Annotated in this window: 16 protein-coding genes; 8 read left to right on the top strand and 8 right to left on the bottom strand. The window is 67.9% G+C overall.

Translation table 11 applies throughout. The features are described 5' to 3' along the window. Positions 1–23 precede the first annotated feature (23 nt). Positions 24–443, top strand: a complete 420-nt coding sequence (locus tag J4573_RS12430) for a MarR family winged helix-turn-helix transcriptional regulator (RefSeq protein ID WP_208255529.1) — start codon at positions 24–26, stop codon at positions 441–443. On the opposite strand, the gene J4573_RS12435 is transcribed toward J4573_RS12430, so the two are convergent. Together J4573_RS12435 and J4573_RS12440 are read right to left on the bottom strand one after the other, a co-directional pair. Continuing rightward, positions 440–1969, bottom strand: coding sequence for an SDR family oxidoreductase (locus tag J4573_RS12435; RefSeq protein ID WP_208255629.1), 1530 nt, complete (start codon positions 1967–1969; stop codon positions 440–442). The genes J4573_RS12430 and J4573_RS12435 overlap by 4 nt on opposite strands. A gap of 141 nt (positions 1970–2110) precedes the next feature. Further along, on the bottom strand, positions 2111–2869 hold the full coding sequence (locus J4573_RS12440) for a trypsin-like serine peptidase (RefSeq protein WP_208255531.1): 759 nt from the start codon (positions 2867–2869) through the stop codon (positions 2111–2113). 564 nt (positions 2870–3433) lie between these two features. Here J4573_RS12440 and J4573_RS12445 point away from each other — a divergent pair. Next, a complete protein-coding gene (locus J4573_RS12445) occupies positions 3434–4222 on the top strand; it encodes a lysozyme (RefSeq protein ID WP_307796602.1) in 789 nt (262 codons plus the stop codon). Between the two features lie 157 nt (positions 4223–4379). Here J4573_RS12445 and J4573_RS12450 read toward each other — a convergent pair whose 3' ends face one another. Next, positions 4380–4748, bottom strand: coding sequence for a MerR family transcriptional regulator (locus J4573_RS12450; protein ID WP_208255534.1), 369 nt, complete (start codon positions 4746–4748; stop codon positions 4380–4382). Between the two features lie 74 nt (positions 4749–4822). Here J4573_RS12450 and J4573_RS12455 point away from each other — a divergent pair, with 74 nt between their 5' ends. Together J4573_RS12455 and J4573_RS12460 are read left to right on the top strand one after the other, a co-directional pair. Beyond that, positions 4823–5497, top strand: coding sequence for an NmrA family NAD(P)-binding protein (locus J4573_RS12455; protein WP_208255630.1), 675 nt, complete (start codon positions 4823–4825; stop codon positions 5495–5497). Between the two features lie 373 nt (positions 5498–5870). Beyond that, on the top strand, positions 5871–7097 hold the full coding sequence (locus tag J4573_RS12460; RefSeq protein WP_208255536.1) for a PucR-like N-terminal domain-containing protein: 1227 nt from the start codon (positions 5871–5873) through the stop codon (positions 7095–7097). 197 nt (positions 7098–7294) lie between these two features. On the opposite strand, the gene J4573_RS12465 is transcribed toward J4573_RS12460, so the two are convergent. Next, entirely contained in the window at positions 7295–7903 is a 609-nt protein-coding gene (locus tag J4573_RS12465; RefSeq protein ID WP_208255538.1) for a helix-turn-helix domain-containing protein, read from the bottom strand. 107 nt (positions 7904–8010) lie between these two features. Here J4573_RS12465 and J4573_RS12470 point away from each other — a divergent pair, with 107 nt between their 5' ends. Continuing rightward, complete coding sequence (locus J4573_RS12470) at positions 8011–8820, top strand: MBL fold metallo-hydrolase (RefSeq protein WP_208255542.1); 810 nt, start codon at positions 8011–8013, stop codon at positions 8818–8820. A gap of 35 nt (positions 8821–8855) precedes the next feature. Here the strand turns inward: J4573_RS12470 and J4573_RS12475 are convergent, their stop codons facing one another. Further along, positions 8856–10052, bottom strand: a complete 1197-nt coding sequence (locus tag J4573_RS12475) for an MFS transporter (protein ID WP_307796603.1) — start codon at positions 10050–10052, stop codon at positions 8856–8858. A gap of 103 nt (positions 10053–10155) precedes the next feature. On the opposite strand from J4573_RS12475, the gene J4573_RS12480 reads away from it, so the two are divergent. Further along, positions 10156–10782: a TetR/AcrR family transcriptional regulator gene (locus J4573_RS12480; protein ID WP_208255544.1), complete on the top strand. Its 627-nt coding sequence runs from the start codon at positions 10156–10158 to the stop codon at positions 10780–10782. Between the two features lie 69 nt (positions 10783–10851). On the opposite strand, the gene J4573_RS12485 is transcribed toward J4573_RS12480, so the two are convergent. Together J4573_RS12485 and J4573_RS12490 are read right to left on the bottom strand one after the other, a co-directional pair. Then, a complete protein-coding gene (locus J4573_RS12485; RefSeq protein ID WP_208255545.1) occupies positions 10852–11454 on the bottom strand; it encodes a carboxymuconolactone decarboxylase family protein in 603 nt (200 codons plus the stop codon). 363 nt (positions 11455–11817) lie between these two features. Continuing rightward, a complete protein-coding gene (locus tag J4573_RS12490; protein ID WP_208255546.1) occupies positions 11818–12912 on the bottom strand; it encodes a family 43 glycosylhydrolase in 1095 nt (364 codons plus the stop codon). A gap of 336 nt (positions 12913–13248) precedes the next feature. On the opposite strand from J4573_RS12490, the gene J4573_RS12495 reads away from it, so the two are divergent. Next, complete coding sequence (locus J4573_RS12495; protein ID WP_208255547.1) at positions 13249–14634, top strand: serine/threonine-protein kinase; 1386 nt, start codon at positions 13249–13251, stop codon at positions 14632–14634. A gap of 101 nt (positions 14635–14735) precedes the next feature. On the opposite strand, the gene J4573_RS12500 is transcribed toward J4573_RS12495, so the two are convergent. After that, positions 14736–14885 carry a hypothetical protein gene (locus J4573_RS12500; RefSeq protein ID WP_208255548.1) on the bottom strand — a complete coding sequence of 50 codons (150 nt, stop codon included), beginning with the start codon at positions 14883–14885 and terminating at the stop codon, positions 14736–14738. A gap of 176 nt (positions 14886–15061) precedes the next feature. Here J4573_RS12500 and J4573_RS12505 point away from each other — a divergent pair, with 176 nt between their 5' ends. After that, entirely contained in the window at positions 15062–15838 is a 777-nt protein-coding gene (locus J4573_RS12505) for an aldo/keto reductase (protein ID WP_208255549.1), read from the top strand. The last annotated feature ends 139 nt before the right edge of the window (positions 15839–15977 follow it).

Raw genomic sequence — 15977 nt, forward strand, 5'->3', positions numbered from 1 at the left:
CAACACTCTGCTAAGCTGCGGCCATGGACGAGGGACTCGCAGACCTGCTGCACCGCGTGGTCATGCTGATAGGCGAGGCGGCCCGGCGGCGCACCGACGATCGGGACGGCCTGACCTACAGCCAGATGCGGCTGCTGGGCACGCTGGAGGACATCGAGCCCGCGACGCAGCACCAGCTGGCGCAGGCGATGTCGGTGTCCGACCCGGCGATCAGCCGAGCGCTCCGACCGCTCGAGGCGAACGGCATGGTCCGGGTCACCATCGACCCCGAACACGCCCGCCGGCGGCTGGTCCGCCTCACCGAGGCCGGCCGGAAAGCCTTCCACACCGAAGGAAAGCCGCTCCACGACGAGTTCCGTGCCGCACTGATCGCGGCCGGCTTCCCCTACGAGCGCTACCTGGAGGACACCCTCCGCCTGGCCGAGCTCCTCGCACCCGACTAAGACCGCCCCACGCGTTCCTCCTCGCGCGAGGAGTTGTCCGCTGCACGGCGTTCCGCGGTGAGGGTGATGTTGCGCGGCATCCGGCCGAAGATCAGGCTGTGGAACGGGAAGATCGACCACCAGTACAGGTGACCCAGCAGGCCGTGAGGGTGGAAGAGCGCACGCTGGGTGTAGATGGAGCCCTGGCCGTTGCGATCGGGAGTCACCCGCAACTCCAGCCATGCCAGCCCGGGGAGACGCATTTCGGCCCGAAGCCGGAGCAGCCGTCGCGACTCGCGGGCCTCGACACGCCAGAAGTCGAGAGAGTCCCCGACGCGCAGCCGCCGCCGGTCCCGGCGACCGCGACGCAGCCCCACTCCCCCGAAAAGGCTGTCGAGCAGTCCGCGCAGCCGCCATGCCACCGGCAGGGAGTACCAGCCGTTCTCGCCGCCGATTCCCTCGATCACTTCCCACAACGCCTCGGGCGAGGCAGAGGTGCGCCTGGCCCGGCGATCCTGGTAGAGGCTGCCGCCCGCCCAGTCGGGGTCGGTGGGCAGCGGGTCGCTCGGCGCGCCCGGTGTCGACGCCGACGACCACCGTGTGGCCACGTCGGCGTCCTGGATCCGCCGGAGCGCCAGGGTGACCGCCCGGTCGAAACCGGCCAGGCCACCCGGCGGCTCGGGTACGAACTCGGCGATGTCATGCTCCCGGCAGACCACCTCGCTGGTCAGCGACTCCACCAGCGGACGCGCGATCCCGCTGGGCACCGGCGTGATCAGGCCGACCCACAGACTCGACAGCTTGGGCGACAACACGGGAACCGGCACGATCACCCGCCCGGGCAGCCCAGCGATGGCCGCGTACCTCAACATCATGTCCCGGTAGGTCAGCACGTCGGGCCCGCCGATGTCGAAGGCCCGATTCACCTCACGCGGCAGCTCGGCGACGCCCACCAGATAGCGCAGCACGTCCCGGATCGCGATCGGCTGGATCCGCGAACGCACCCAGCGCGGGGTGACCATGGCCGGAAGCCGTTCGGTCAGATACCGCAACATCTCGAACGACGCCGATCCCGATCCGAGAATCACCGCCGCGCGCAGGACCGCCGTCGGAACCCCGGACCGCAGCAGAATGTCGGCCACCTCAGCCCGCGACTCCAAATGATGCGACAGCCGCCCTCCCGAATACAGACCCCCGAGATAGACCACACGACCCACACCGGCCTTCTGAACGGCGTCCGCGAAATGGTGCGCCGCCTGCCGATCCCGCTCCGCGAAATCCCCCGCGCCACCGCCCATGGCATGGATCAGGTAATACGCGACGTCGACCCCATCAAGTGCCCCGGGCAACGTCTCCGGAGCAAGGACATCGCCCCGTACGATCTCCACCTCGCCGGCCCACGGATAATCAGCAAGCTTCTCCGGCCGCCGCACCATGCAGCGCACCCGATACCCCGCCGCCAGCAACTCGGGAACGAGCCGACCCCCGATGTATCCCGTCGCCCCGGTCACCAGACACGTCAGCCGTTCCCCCCGAGCACTCCCCATTCGCAGGCGATACCCACTTTGCGCCCCCGCACCCATCCCCCAACGCTGACCAACACATCAGAGACCCACTCGATCGCCTTGGGGGCGTTCACCAGGCACCGCACCCGCTGCGCGGTGCCTGGTTTCGCGCTTCGGCGACCGTCAGGTCGCCAGTTGGAAGCCCGCGCCGACACCACCGTTGGCGTCCATGTCCTTCAGGATGCTGAGGATGGGCGTGCTGTGCTGCAGGCCCCAGGCGTTGCCGACCAGGGTCGTGCCGACCGCGACCGGGGAGCCCGAGTCGCCGGCCCAGGTCCAGATCGTGTGGGTGAACCAGATCTTGTCCTCGCCGACCTTCGCGCCGCAGGTCAGGCCGGTCGTGTGGCCCTCCTTGCACATGACGGTGCCGTTGGAGGGCGGCGCGCCGACCGAGGTCAGGGTCACGCCGCCGACGGTGGACGTGGGGTGCACCTTCGCCGGGTCCAGCTTGATCACCGAGTAGTCCAGGCCGGGCGTACCGCCAGAGACGTAGTTGTTGGGCGTGCTGACGTAGGTGACCTTCCCGATGACCCCGGCCTCCAGGTCGGGGTTGATCTCGTTGGCCCAGTTCACGCTCGTGCCCGACGGGACGGTGTTGCGGTAGACGTCCTCGCCGACCAGCTTCGTGCCGTCCTCGGTGATGAAGCAGTGCGCGTTGGTCAGCGCGACGAGGTCGCCGTCGCGGTCGTGCCCGATGGCGGTGAGGGTGCAGCCGTAGCTGGTGGCCTGCGTCGGTTCGCCCGGCCGTCCCTGGTCGAACGCGATTCCGCTGCCGCCGCCCAGCGTGACGGGCGCGGCGGCCGCGTTCGCGACCGGGGCGGCGATGACGGAGGTCGCGAGCGCGAAGACGGCGAGGGCACCGCGGCGTAGTGATCGTGACATGGGGTCCGCTCTTTCGAAGGGGGAACGCTGCCAAATAAACGATCGCGTCTGCCAGTAAAGCCCCCCATGCACCCCCTGTCCAACAACAACGGTCAGGCCGTTTGGAGCGTGGGTCAGCGCCGCCGTCACCGTTGCCTTGCATCGGGCCGCATGGATGATCATCCCCCCGCCGTTCGCGATGAGCACGTTCTGGATTTCCCTGAGTCGTGGTTGGAGGATCTGATCCCCCGGCGCGGGGGTCTGGTCGCACCGCCCGAGGCCGCTCCGCGCGAGGAGGCGCGGGCCGCGATACGCGAGAGCCTGGAGGCGGGGCGACCGGTCGTCCGCGACGTACCGAACCGGACGATACGGAATCCGACATCCGCACGCTGATACGCCGAGCATTCTGATCGCGCTCGATCGGCGGTCTCGGTGAAGCCAAAGGGTAGCAATCTGCACCATTTACCCCTTGAATAACTATTCGACCCAGAACACCTGACTCCCAAGTCACCCCTCAAGGTCGTTGGAGGTCGATCCGTGCTCGGATCAAAGCCGTCCCCCCGCCCCCCGCACAGACCGTTCATCGTGGCAGGCACCCTCATCGCCCTCCTCGCGTCAGCGATCGCGACGCCAGGTACGGCGACCGCCGCCACCCCGCACAACGGACCCGACCAGCACTGGGCCGGGTCCGAGATCGCCAAGCACGAGACGGACCCTCCCGGCGAGGCGCCACCGCCATCGCTGGCCGCGTCCGTGGAAGGCGTGGACGTCAGCAGCCATCAGGGCAACGTCAACTGGTCGACGCTATGGAACAGCGGCGTACGGTTCGCCTACGTCAAGGCCACCGAATCCAACAGCTACATCAGCCCCTACTTCGCGCAGCAGTACAACGGCTCCTACAACATCGGCATGATCCGGGGCGCGTACCACTTCGCGGTCCCCAACAGCTCCAGCGGAGCGACGCAGGCGAACTACTTCGTGGACCACGGCGGCGGCTGGTCACGCGACGGCAAGACGCTGCCGGGCGCCCTCGACATGGAGTACAACCCGTACGGGCAGACCTGCTACTCGATGAGCGCCGGCGCACTGATCAGCTGGATGCAGCAGTGGTTCGCGACCTACAAGTCGCGCACCGGCAGGGACGCCGTGATCTACACCTCCACCAGCTGGTGGAAGACCTGCACGGGCAACTACAGCGGCTTCGGCGCGATCAACCCGCTCTGGATCCCGCGCTACGGCTCATCGGTCGGTGAACTGCCGGCCGGCTGGGGCTTCCACACCATCTGGCAGTACACCAGCACGGGCCCGACCGTCGGCGACCACAACCGCTTCAACGGCGCCTACGACCGTCTCCAAGCACTCGCCAACGGCTGACCCCACCCGCGCGCACCACACACCTCGTGCGCACCCGCCACACCACACACTCCGTGCTCACGCCCCGCACCAGCGGGGCGTGAGCACGATCTCCCCCGACATCCCGGCCCCGCGACACCCCAGCCCCGAGATGAGGAGACAGCTCCCGCACACTGAGTCACCCGGGGATCGGCAGCGCGGTTTCCCCTCGGCCGATGAGGTCGTTCAGAACGGTCCGTGCGTCCTGGAGTGCCTCGATGCTCTGATCGATCCGGTCGCGTTCACCGCGGAGGCGTTCGACCACACCGGCGCAGGCGGGGGTGGGCAGAGAGTCGTCCCGCAGGCAGGACGAGACCTCGGCGATCGTGGCAGTGGAGAGTCCGGCGCCCAGGAGGACGCGAATCTTCCGTACGGCACCCACATCCGTGTCGGCATATTCGCGGTAGCCGTTGGCGGCCCGTTCGGGTGCCAGCAGTCCCTGCCTCTCGTAGTACCGTAGGAGTTGCTCGTCGACTCCGGTCAGCCTGGCCAACTCCCCGATGCGCATGAGGCCCCCTTCACGGCTTGACCTTGTAACCGGTTTCAGACCTTACCTTCGCCAGTGATCACGGCAACCAGGTCATCATCTCGGCGGTCCAGGGTGGGCCGGACGTGGTCGTCGACGGGCAGGTCAACCTGCTCCGCGCCGCCGAGAAGGCCGGGGTACCGCGCATGATCCCCTCGGACTTCGCGATCGATCTGTTCAAGCTCGACTATGGCGACAACGTCTTCCTGGATCACCGTAAGAAGGCCGACGAGGCGTTCGAGGGCAGTCCGGTGAAGCAGACCTCCATCCTGAACGGGGCGTTCCTGGAAGTCATGACGGCCCCGTTCATCGAGATGATCGACTGGGAGGCCGGCACGTTCGACTACTGGGGAGACGGCGACCAGCCCTGCGACTTCACCACCGTCCCGGACACCGCCGCCTACACCGCGGCCGCCGCGCTCGACCCGAGCACCGCCGCCCGCAACCTCCAGGTCGCGGGCGACGTGGTGACCATGAAGGAGTTCCACGCGGCCATGCAGCGCGGCTCAGGCCGTTCCCTGGAACTCCGGCGCAAGGGCGACGTCGATGACCTGCACGCCGAGATCCAGCGCCGCAAGGCCGCCGGGAACCCCGTGACCGGCTACGTCGCCCTGCAGTACGTATGGGCGATGGTCAGCGGCAAGGCCAAGCTCGACTCGCTCGACAACACCCGCTACCCCACCATCACCCCCACCAGCGCCGCCGACTTCGCCCGCCGGTTCGCCGCCTGAACGGAACGCCCCGATGACCACCCGACCCCGGTGGCCGTCGGGGCGCCTGCCCACTCGGGGGCAGACCGTTGCCGTACCACGGCCCGCCACCGCGCAAGCTCCTCCCGCAACGGCCTCAGTCAGGCCATCAGCTGTGCACGGAGGGCACGTCCGCCGTGAACAGCGGAGTCTCACGAGGCAGCCCCACCTGCGAGAGAAGACGCTGGTCGTCCTCGGCAAGGCCGATCTCCGCACGGTTGATCATGAGCCGGGAGTCCGTCACACCCGCGAACACGACAGAAGGAAAGATCTGTCACGAAGGTGCGCAGGAGGCTTGAGGGGTTGCGCAGGCGTCCGCTTGTCTGTGATGCAGGTTACGTCTACTTTCTGGACCATGCGGTATCGGCTGATTGAGCATGAGATCCCGGACATGGAGGTGGCCGGCCTCATCACGGTGCTGCGTGAACGAATCGACGAGGTCGCGCACGAGGCCGTGGCCGCCATCGCCGCCGAGCTGCCGGTCCTGGTACGTCCGCACGAACCGCAGTACGCGAAACGGTTGAACCAGTCGGTGTCATGGACGATCAGCGGGTTCATCGACCTGATGGAGGACGACGAGACCAGCCAGGAGGACATCAAGGCCTTCTTCCGCGAGTACGGGGCCTGGATCTCCGAACAAGGCCTCGGCCCCGAGGTCTGGGAGACGGCGTTCCGGGTCGGAACGGGCGTGACGATCAGCCGTCTCAGCGAGGTCGTTCAGGGTCATCCGGGGGTGACCACGACGATCATCGGGCTCATCGCGCAGCGGACGATGGGCTACGTGGACGACCTGGCGTCGGCGATGCGGGCCGGGTATTCGGAGAACGCCGCCGCGGCCGCGGAGGGAGAGCGACGTCGGCGGCGTCGGCAACTGCTGGAGCTTCTGCTGAGTCGCGACCCCGCACCCAAAGACATCGAACGGCTCGCAGAGGCGGCTCAGTGGCCCGCGCCCCGTTCGGCCGCGGCCATCGCACTCCTGCCCCGCGACAACGGCCTGGCTCCTGAGTTTCACGCCGATACCCTGATCGGAACGTACGACGACCGCCCCTGCGCGATCGTGTACGACCCCGACGGGCCTGGCCGACGGGCCGCCTACACACGCGAACTGCACGGATGGAGCGCCGCGGTAGGGCCGACCGTACCACTCACCGAACTGGCCCGATCGCTGGCCTGGGCCCGCGAGACCCTGGACCTCTTCGCGAACGGCGACGGCGGCCCCTTGTGGTTCGCCGTCGACAACATCCCGCTCCTCCAGGCCGCGCGCGACCCATACATGTCGGCGCACCTGGTCACCTACCGCCTCGCTCCGCTGATGACCTTGCCGAGAACGCAGCGCCAGCGCTTGGCCGTGACCCTGCAGCACCTGCTGCAGTCGGGATTCAGAGCCGTGGACGTCGCGGACCGCCTGTACGTCCACCCCCAGACGATCCGCTATCGGCTCCGCCAACTCGACGAGCTCTTCGGGCCCGCCCTGCGAAACCCTCACCTCCACCTCGAGTACAGCCTGGCGCTGCACTACCTGCTGAACCTGCCCCTCGGCGAGCAGAACCCCGAAAAAACCCGACAGAAGCTCACGAGCTAGACACCCACCCGTCACGTCAACAACCCAGCAGACTCCGCTGCTCGCCGCCGCCGAGCTCTCGAAGAAAGAAGGATTCGCCGTACTGCCCACCGACAACGCGCTGTACGTGCGCGCCGGCGCAGGCATCACCGCCTTGCACCACACCGGAGCCATAGCCTGCGCGAAGGTCTGGAGGCAGCTGCGCGGCCATCAATTCTTCAGGTTCGGCGCGAGATGACCATGATGTATTCGCAGGAGGCGTTCGTTCGGTTGGCGAAGCCGTGGTCCGCGTCGGCCTGAAAGAACAGAGAGTCGCCTGCATTCAAGGTCTCGCTGATCCCGCCGATCGCGACGGTGAGGGTGCCTTCGAGCACCACGAGTTGCTTCTCCGTACCGGGCGGATATGCGGGCAGCAGCCCGGTGGAGACCTGCGCGGGGAGGTAGTGAACGACCATCTCGGCGTCTCCCGCACCCGGAGCCGCTGACACGATGTGCCGCTCGAAGCCGGTTTCCGGGTCACGGAAAACGGGGCGATCGTTCTTACGCATGACAATGGCCACGCCCGACGCGGCAGCGGCCGGCGCACCAACCAGATCCGAGAGCGATGCGCCGAGCGCGTGGGCGATCCTGGACGCGACGCCGATCGTCGGACTCTTCTCACCGCGTTCGACCTTGGACAGCATCGCCCGGCTGACCGACGACCGTATGGACAGCTGCTCCAGCGTCAGGCCCGCCTCCTCGCGGCGTCGCCGCACGTTAACGCCGAACGCGCCGGCCAGGTCGTCACCGTGCTGCTCTCCGGCCGCGCTTACGTCGTGCTCGCCCACCGTGCTCCTCGATCGATGAATACCCGCAGCCCCACAGTGTAGAGTTTCTCCTAAAGAAGACGTACTCTTCTATCGAAGAACCACCCGCCCAACACAACGGAGGTTCCATGCGTTTGATCTCGAGTGGCCGACACCACGCCACGTTCGAGTTCGGCGACCTGCAGGTGATCTCGCTACGCGACGGGTACATCGACATGCCGCCGACACGGCTCCGCGACGAGAACGGACGCGCACTCAGAGAGCTGCCGGCCGCCGTACCGCTGGCCGGGGACAACTTGCGACTGTCGGTCAACGCCTTCTTCGTCACCGACGGAACCCGGTCGCTTCTCATCGACACCGGCGCGTCCAACGCCTGGCACGAGCCCACCATGGGGCTGATCTACGACGCGCTCCTCGAAGCGGGAATCGACCGCGCACAGATCACCGATGTGGCCATCACCCACAAGCACCAAGACCACGTGAGCGGCCTGATCGCCCCGGACGGTTCAGAGGCGTTCACCGAACTCGAGCGAGTGTGGGTCGGCGCGGGCGATACCTCAGTGTTCACCGGGCGGCTGGAGCCGATCCGCGACCGGGTCGTCCCCGTGTCGGAGAAGGTCGCGATCAACGACTGGGCCACCGCGATCCCGACACCGGGCCACACCCCCGGTCACACCGTCTACGACATCCGGAGCGGCACCGGCCACCTACTCGCCTGGGGCGACACCGTGCACGTCCCCACGCTCCAATTCGATCAGCCGAACGTGTCCTGGGAACTCGACGGCGACCAGTCCCAGGCCCGCGCCGCGCGAGCGGCCCTCCTCGAACAGTTGACCCGACCAAACCACTTCGTCGCCGGCGCCCACCTCGACTCCCCCGGCATAGCCCGCGTAACCCCCTCCGCCAACGGCTACGCGCTGGAATACCTAGCACCGTGAGTGACAGGTAGAGCTGTGCGTCGGGGTGCATCCGGTCATCGTAGGTCGGCGTTGCCGCGCGCGGTCCACACCGTCAGTGCCGCCAGGAGTGCGGCGGCGCCGCCGATCCACAGCACGCCGGGCAGTCCGAGTGAGTCGACGATGATGCCGCCGACCAGTGCGCCGAGGCCGATCGACAGGTTGAACACCGCCACCCACAACGCCGAGGCCGCCTCCACCGCGCGCGGCGCGGTTTTGATCATCCAGGTCTGGAGACTGACGGACACGCCGCCGAACGCCAGGCCCCACACGATCAGCAGCGCCGTACCACCGATCGTGCTGCGGCCCAGCAGCAGGAACAGCGGGATGGCGGCGGTCAGAGTCAGGGTGATGATCTGCACGGTGCGGTACGGGCGGCGGGCCAGGGCCGCACCGGCGGCGAAGTTGCCGGCCATGCCCGCGATACCGAACGCGAACAGCAGCGGCCCGACCAGCCGCGCGTCGATCCCCGACAGGCGCTGCAGCGCCGGGCTGACGAAGGTGTAGGCCGCGAAATGCCCGGTGATCAGCAGGAACGTCGCCAGGATGCCGATCCGAACGCCGGGGTTGCGCAGCTGCCGGGTCAGCAGCCACGGGCTCATCGCCTGGGATGCGTTCAGCGGCGGCAGCACGGCCAGCAACGCGACGACCGTGATCAGTGCCAACGCGCCGAGCGCCGCGAACGCGGTCCGCCATCCGGCCAGACCGCCGATCACTGTGCCGATCGGCACACCGAACACGTTCGCCGCGCTGACCCCGCCGAAGATGATCGCGGTGGCGCGCGGCACGTTCGCCTCGTTCACCAGCCGGACCGCCAGCCCGCCCGCGACCGCCCAGAAGCCGCCGATCGCCACCCCGACCAGGACCCGGGAAGCCACCAGCACGGCGAAGCCCGGTGCCAGCGCGGACGCCGCGTTGGCGAGCGTCATCAACCCCATCAAGCTCAACAGCAGTAGCCGCCGGTCCAGGCGGCCGACCAACGTCGGGACCACCGGTGCCGCGATCGCCGCGACCAGACTGGGCACCGTCACCATCAGCCCGGCCGTGCCCTCGGACACCCGCAGCGCCGAGCCCACGTCGGTAAGCAGCCCGATCGGCAGCTGCTCGGCGGTGACCAGCAGAAACGTGCCCAGCGTCACGGCCGCGACGGCGGCCCAGCGACTTGGTTCCGGCCCCTGCCGAACGGTGGGGGCGGTCTGCTCAGTGGCCGTCACGTCTACCTCCTGGGGGAAGGCCAATTTGGGAGCGATCGCTCCCATATGACGCCGGACTCTAGTATGGGATCGATCGCTCCACAAGTTGGGTAGGGTGTGACGCATGGCGCGACCTCGGCAGTTCGACGAGCAGGAGGCGGTCGCCCAGGCGACCGACCTGTTCTGGCATCGTGGCTACCACGCCACCTCGGTCCGCGACCTGGGCGCCGAACTCCGGCTGACGCCCAGCAGCCTCTACCGGACGTTCGAGGACAAGCACACGCTCTTCCTGCGCGCCCTCGATTACTACCGGGCCACCGAGTCCACCCAGGCCAAAGAACGACTGGAAGTCACCGGACAGCCGGTCCGGCACGTGCTGCGCGACTGGCTGCTGTGGCTGGTGGGCTGCACGTCCGATGAGACGACCGGCGCCGCGGCCGGCCAGGGCTGTCTGGTGGTGAACACCGCTACCGAGCTGGGCACCACCGACGCCGAGGTGAGCGCCCGGACCGAGGCGGCGTTCGAGGTCACCCGATCAGCCCTGCGCTCACTGCTGGATCAGGGCCGCCGCAACGGCGAACTGCCCGCCGATCTCGACCTCGACGCCGCCACGGAACTGCTGTTCACCACGGTGCTCGGACTTCGGGTCCGAGAACGCGCCCAACACGACCCGCAGCGAATGGCCACCGCGATCGACTTCGCCATCCAGGCACTGGACCCCACCCCAACAAGCCATGATCACCCCGAGTGACGTTATTCGGGCGGTACGTGCGGTGAAGAACTCATCGGATCGCGGCGAACGAGGGACGCTCCAGCCGTTTCAGGGTTGATCGTCTGCTGCGGCGATATCGCGACCGACGGTGAGGGCTTGCTGGAGTTCGGGTTCGATCGCGGTCCGGAACTGGGCATCGGGTTCGGTCCCGACGGCATCGAGAACGGTGCTGAAGAAGCACCGGGCGGAGGTGGCCAGCACCACCTGGAAGATGTCGGCATCGGTCAGGCCGTGACGGCGAAGTTCGTCGATGTCGGCCTCGGTGATGGCGGTGGCATCGGCCGCTACCCGCTCGGCGAAATCCATGATGGCCATGTCGGCCGGGTCCAGGCCCGCGTTGTGAGGATCGGTGGCGATCGCCTCCACTGCGCCCGCGTCATAGAACCGGTCTCGCAGCACCTTCCCGTGAGCGAGGGAGCAATAGCTGGACCGCAGCCGCCGCGCGGCGGCCAGCGTGACCAATTCGTAAATACGCGCGTCCATGCCCTCCTTGACCGCAGCATTGAGCTGCTGCCATGCGGAATAGACGGCAGGGCGCAACGCGAACACCCGGGTGTAGTTCGCCACGTACCCCAGAGCCTCACGGTCGGCATCGAACAAGCGGCCGACCTGCTCATCTGCATCATCGTCGGGTGTCTCAAGGAAGCCCACGATGCCCTCCTCTCGAGCGCACGCCGGCGAGCGGCGGCCTTGGCGTTCACTGCAACGAACTCCGACGCCAATGCACGAACATTCGGATTGGCACCTAGCTCAGCGTGCTCCGATTGTCCCGGTGCCCAGCCCCCCGCACGCAGCCATAGCCGACTCTGGCCAACGAGACCAAGCCATCGCGGGCAGTCCCCCTCTCGCTCAGCCAAGTCCTCCCGCCCCGCGTCATCGCCTCCCTCATGCCGCACTGCGCCACCCGGCCCACGCGAGCCCTTTCCCTCTCCAGCCGACACACAAGGCCTTTCCATGGCGAAGGCCCGAAATCGGGTGCGATTCCGGGCCTCGTGCCGTACGAAGAAGCCGTGCTCAGCGGAGGAGGCTCGTCACGGCCGGGCGTCCGCCGTTCCATCCGAGGACGCCGACATAGAGCCCGTCCGGACCGCCGGCGGTGGCGCGGTCCGGGTGGCCGTTGAACAGGATCCGCCACGAGCCCTCGGGCAGGCCGTGGACGATGTCGGCGTTGCCGGTGCCGCAGGTGTTCATCGAACGCGGGAACGTCACCCGGGTCGGCGACTTGGACGTCCAGCCCGACCACAGGCTGGTGTTCTGCCGGTACCGGGTCCAGTAGTCGCACGTGCCGTACCAGCCGAACGAGTTGAACAGCGTGTACTTACCGCCGTGCTCGACCAGCACCGGGTTCTCCTCGATGTACTTGTGCACCGAGTCGGTGAGCTTGATGCCGGCCCCGTTCTTGTGGACGGGATTGGCCATGGTCTGCTGCGGCTGGGCCGGGTTGAGCCGGACCATCCGCGTGGTGGTGTGCCACGGCTTCCCCGAGCCCGCGCGGTACCCGGTCTTGTAGGTGAGGACGAGCTGGCCGCCGACGCGGGCGGGCGTCGGGTCGATGAGCGACTGCCCTTTCCCCTCCTTGGCGACCGTGTCGTAGGCGTGGGCGCCTGCCCCCGAGAAACAGGCCAGTGCACGGTCGTACGGCGTGAACGGTCCGCGGGCATCGGTGCCGCGAGCCACGCCGATGCAGCGGTTGGACGTGCCGGGCAGCGCGCCGGCGAAGTACACGCGGTACGAACCGTCGGTCGCCTTCACGATCGACGGCGCCCAGACGCTCTTGTTGCCGCCCATCCAGGCGGCCTTGCGGGTCAGCAGCTTGCGATTGACCTTGGCCCAGGGGCCCTTGAGCTCCTTGGCGGTACGGATCCGTCCGGGCTTGTCCCAGTCCATCGTGCTCAGCGCGACCCAGCCACTCGCCGTGGCGATGACACCGGGGTCGGCGATCCCGGTCGCCACCGGCGGGTCGACGGGCCATCTCGTCGCGGCACTACCGCCGTACGCGACGGTGGAAGCGTTCGACCCGCCGTCCCCACCGGACACGACGGCAGCCGCGACAGCGGTCGCAGCAACACAGGCGGCGCCCGCGACCCCCAGCACTCGGACGTGTCTCATCTATGGACTCCAATCGCGGGGTGGGCCCACCCCGACGCATCGCAGTGACTTCAAAGAGGCAGGACCCGATCACTTATGACCAGGCCCAGAACAATCAGACAAAGAAGATAAAGGGCATGATCGATCCCCGCAGCGGGAACCCCGGATTCGGCTGCAGCGGAAAGCCTCGATGACTCAGCACGAAGGCTGCCAGCCAACTCGGCGTACCACCAACGCTGCGACCGCCTCGGCGACAGCGGACCTGCGCCGGGCACCCAGCCGACTTACAGATATTGATGTCTGTGTGTGGCGTGAATCGCTGTGGTCGCGGTGTGGGTCCGAGGTATGTTGCCTGGCGTGGTTGAGGATGTTGGGCGAGTTCTGGCGGCCCGGTACCGGCTGTCGGAGTTGCTGGGGCAGGGCGGCATGGGGGCTGTCTGGCGCGCCTACGACGAGCAGTTGAAAAGGGAGGTGGCCGTCAAGGAGCTTCGGCTCCCCGAGGGTTTCACCGACGCCGAGCGTGAGTCGTGGATCGCGCGGCTGGACCGGGAGGCGAGCGCCGCCGCCCGATTGAAACACCCCGGCATCATCACCGTTCACGACCGGGTCACCGGTGACGACGGGCGCCCCTGGATCGTCATGGAACTGGTCCACGGGCGTTCCCTGGACGATCTGATCCGGACGAACGGACCGCTCCCCGCCGACCGGGTCGCCGACATCGGGCTGCAGATCCTGGACGCCCTGCGCACCGCCCACCAGGCAGGCATCACCCACCGCGACATCAAGCCCGCCAACGTACTGCTCGAGGGCGATCGTGTCGTGCTGACCGACTTCGGGATCGCCAGAGTCGACGGCGAGGCCGCTCTGACCCGTTCGGGCGCGCTGATCGGAACGCCTTCGTTCATGTCCCCCGAACAAGTACGCGGCCTGCCGGCCACCGCGGAGTCCGACCTGTGGTCCCTGGGCGCGACACTGTTCACCGCTCTGGAGGGCCATCCGCCGTTCGGCGGCGCCAGTCCCGGAGCGGTCATGGTCGCCATCGCCACCGAAGACCCCGCTGCCCATGCCGGCCCTCTCGCTCCCGCCATCAGCGGACTGCTGCACAAAGACCCCGCCGAACGGCTGCGCGCCGACCAACTCCATGTGCTGCTGACCAGGCGACCCATGCCACAACACCAAGTCCCGGTCCCACCACCGCAGCCCGGGTTTCCTCAATACCGGCAGCCGCCGATGGCAGGCGGGCCCGGGCCGTGGGGTGACGGGCCGAGGCCGTTGGCGGCGACACCCAGGCCAGGGGCGTACGGCGCGGCGGCGGTGATCGCCGGCATCCTGGCACTGCTCACCGCCGGCATGCTCGTCTGGTTCGCGCTCTACAACGTCGTCTACGCCAGCGGAGCGGGCGGTCGCTGGTCCAGCCTGGTGGTGGAGAACGTGCTCGGCGGCTTCATCAGCGCCGGGGTGCTGTTGGTCGCCGCAGGGTTCACAGTCGCTCGCAGCATTCCCGGCGCGTGGACGCTGTGCGCGCTCTGCGTGTTCTACGCGGTGGCGACGATCTTCCTGGGGCCGCTTCAGGGGAGCACGACCTTGGGTGCCCAGCTCACGTTCGTCTTCGGCTTCGGCAAGAGCAACGGCATCGCCGTAGGCCTGTCGATCATCTTCGGTGTCCTGACGGCGATCATGGCGGCGATCGCCGGCAGCGTGAAGTCGTACGGACCGACCACCGCCACGCCGCACCGCTCGTGATCACTTCGCAGTATCCGAGAGCCAGGGACGCAGTATCGGCTTCTCTCCCTTTGTTGCATTTGTGGCCGGCAGGCGGTCGTGTTCTCAACGGGCGTGGATACTCAGCGCTGAAGATGTGGTCCGGCCGCGTCGCGATACGGCGTCAGGAATGAGCCGAGGGCCGCGAGTAGCGCGTCGGGCGCTTCCTCGGCGGGGAAGTGGCCGCAGCTCGGGATCTGCAGGCCGATGACGTCGTCGGCGACCAGGCGCATCGTGGTCTCCACACGGTCGTCTGACGTGCGGCTCAAGACGGCCGACGGCTGCCTCCCACAGTCTTGGCGAATATCCGTTCGTCGGCGTGAGCGTCTGACCGGCAGAGCGTCCAGGATCGCCGGCTGCCAAGGGCCGGCGTCGATCAAGGCGCGGTGATGCAGGCAGAATGGCGTGTATGACGTGGACTGTGAAGCTGCCTGGTGGTGCCGCACTACCGATGATCGGTTTTGGGACCTGGCAACTGCAGCGCAACGCGGCGTACGAGTCGGTACGCGCGGCGCTTGAGGCCGGTTACCGGCATGTCGATACCGCGACGTTGTATCAGAACGAGTCAGAGGTCGGCAGGGCCGTGAAGGACAGCGGCGTGGACCGGGAACAGGTCTTCGTCACCACCAAGCTGCGCCCGCAGGACGCGCGGCGTGCCCGTCGCACCCTGGAGTCCAGCCTCCGCCAGCTCGACACCGACTATGTGGATCTTTGGTTGATCCACTGGCCGACGGGCCGGGACGAGCTCGTCTCGACCTGGCAGGAGCTGCTGTCCGCCAAGGACGCGGGGCTGGCCCGCGAAGTCGGGGTCAGCAACTACAGCCCGGCCCAGATCGACCTGCTCACCGAGGCCACCGGACGCCAGCCGGCGGTCAACCAGATTCCGTGGAGCCCGGGCCAGCACGACCCTGCCCTGCTGGACGAACACCGCCGTCGAGGCATGGTCGTCGAGGGCTACAGCGGCCTGAAGAACACCGACCTGCGCCACCCGGTCCTGACGGAGATCGCTGAGCGGCACGCTGTTACGCCCGCCCAAGTCGTGCTGCGCTGGCACCTGGAACACGACATCGTCATCCTCCCCAGGTCGTCCCGCCGTGAGCGCATCGCCGCCAACCTCGACCTGGAAGACCTCAGTCTCACCGCCGAAGAGGTCACCGCGATCGATGCCCTCACCCGAACCCGCTGACCGAGGACGGCAAGCGGGCGGCACGTGAACGGTGTCGTCCCGACGAAGCGACACCCGTTTCGGGGGCATACAGGCTCCGGCCGGCTTCGACTTGCTCCACTCGTCTGTACGCGGCGAGTCTGCGGAACTGTTCCTCGTC

It is taken from the genome of Actinomadura barringtoniae, from assembly GCF_017573505.1.
Classification (GTDB): Bacteria; Actinomycetota; Actinomycetes; order Streptosporangiales; family Streptosporangiaceae; genus Spirillospora; species Spirillospora barringtoniae.

Coding starts and splice junctions, on each gene's coding strand:
- J4573_RS12490 (WP_208255546.1), bottom strand. CDS start 12,912: ATGAGACACGTCCGAGTGCTGGGGGTCGCGGGCGCCGCCTGTGTTGCT.
- J4573_RS12505 (WP_208255549.1), top strand. CDS start 15,062: ATGACGTGGACTGTGAAGCTGCCTGGTGGTGCCGCACTACCGATGATC.
- J4573_RS12480 (WP_208255544.1), top strand. CDS start 10,156: ATGGCGCGACCTCGGCAGTTCGACGAGCAGGAGGCGGTCGCCCAGGCG.
- J4573_RS12440 (WP_208255531.1), bottom strand. CDS start 2,869: ATGTCACGATCACTACGCCGCGGTGCCCTCGCCGTCTTCGCGCTCGCG.
- J4573_RS12470 (WP_208255542.1), top strand. CDS start 8,011: ATGCGTTTGATCTCGAGTGGCCGACACCACGCCACGTTCGAGTTCGGC.
- J4573_RS12430 (WP_208255529.1), top strand. CDS start 24: ATGGACGAGGGACTCGCAGACCTGCTGCACCGCGTGGTCATGCTGATA.
- J4573_RS12500 (WP_208255548.1), bottom strand. CDS start 14,885: ATGCGCCTGGTCGCCGACGACGTCATCGGCCTGCAGATCCCGAGCTGC.
- J4573_RS12435 (WP_208255629.1), bottom strand. CDS start 1,969: ATGGGGAGTGCTCGGGGGGAACGGCTGACGTGTCTGGTGACCGGGGCG.
- J4573_RS12450 (WP_208255534.1), bottom strand. CDS start 4,748: ATGCGCATCGGGGAGTTGGCCAGGCTGACCGGAGTCGACGAGCAACTC.
- J4573_RS12460 (WP_208255536.1), top strand. CDS start 5,871: ATGCGGTATCGGCTGATTGAGCATGAGATCCCGGACATGGAGGTGGCC.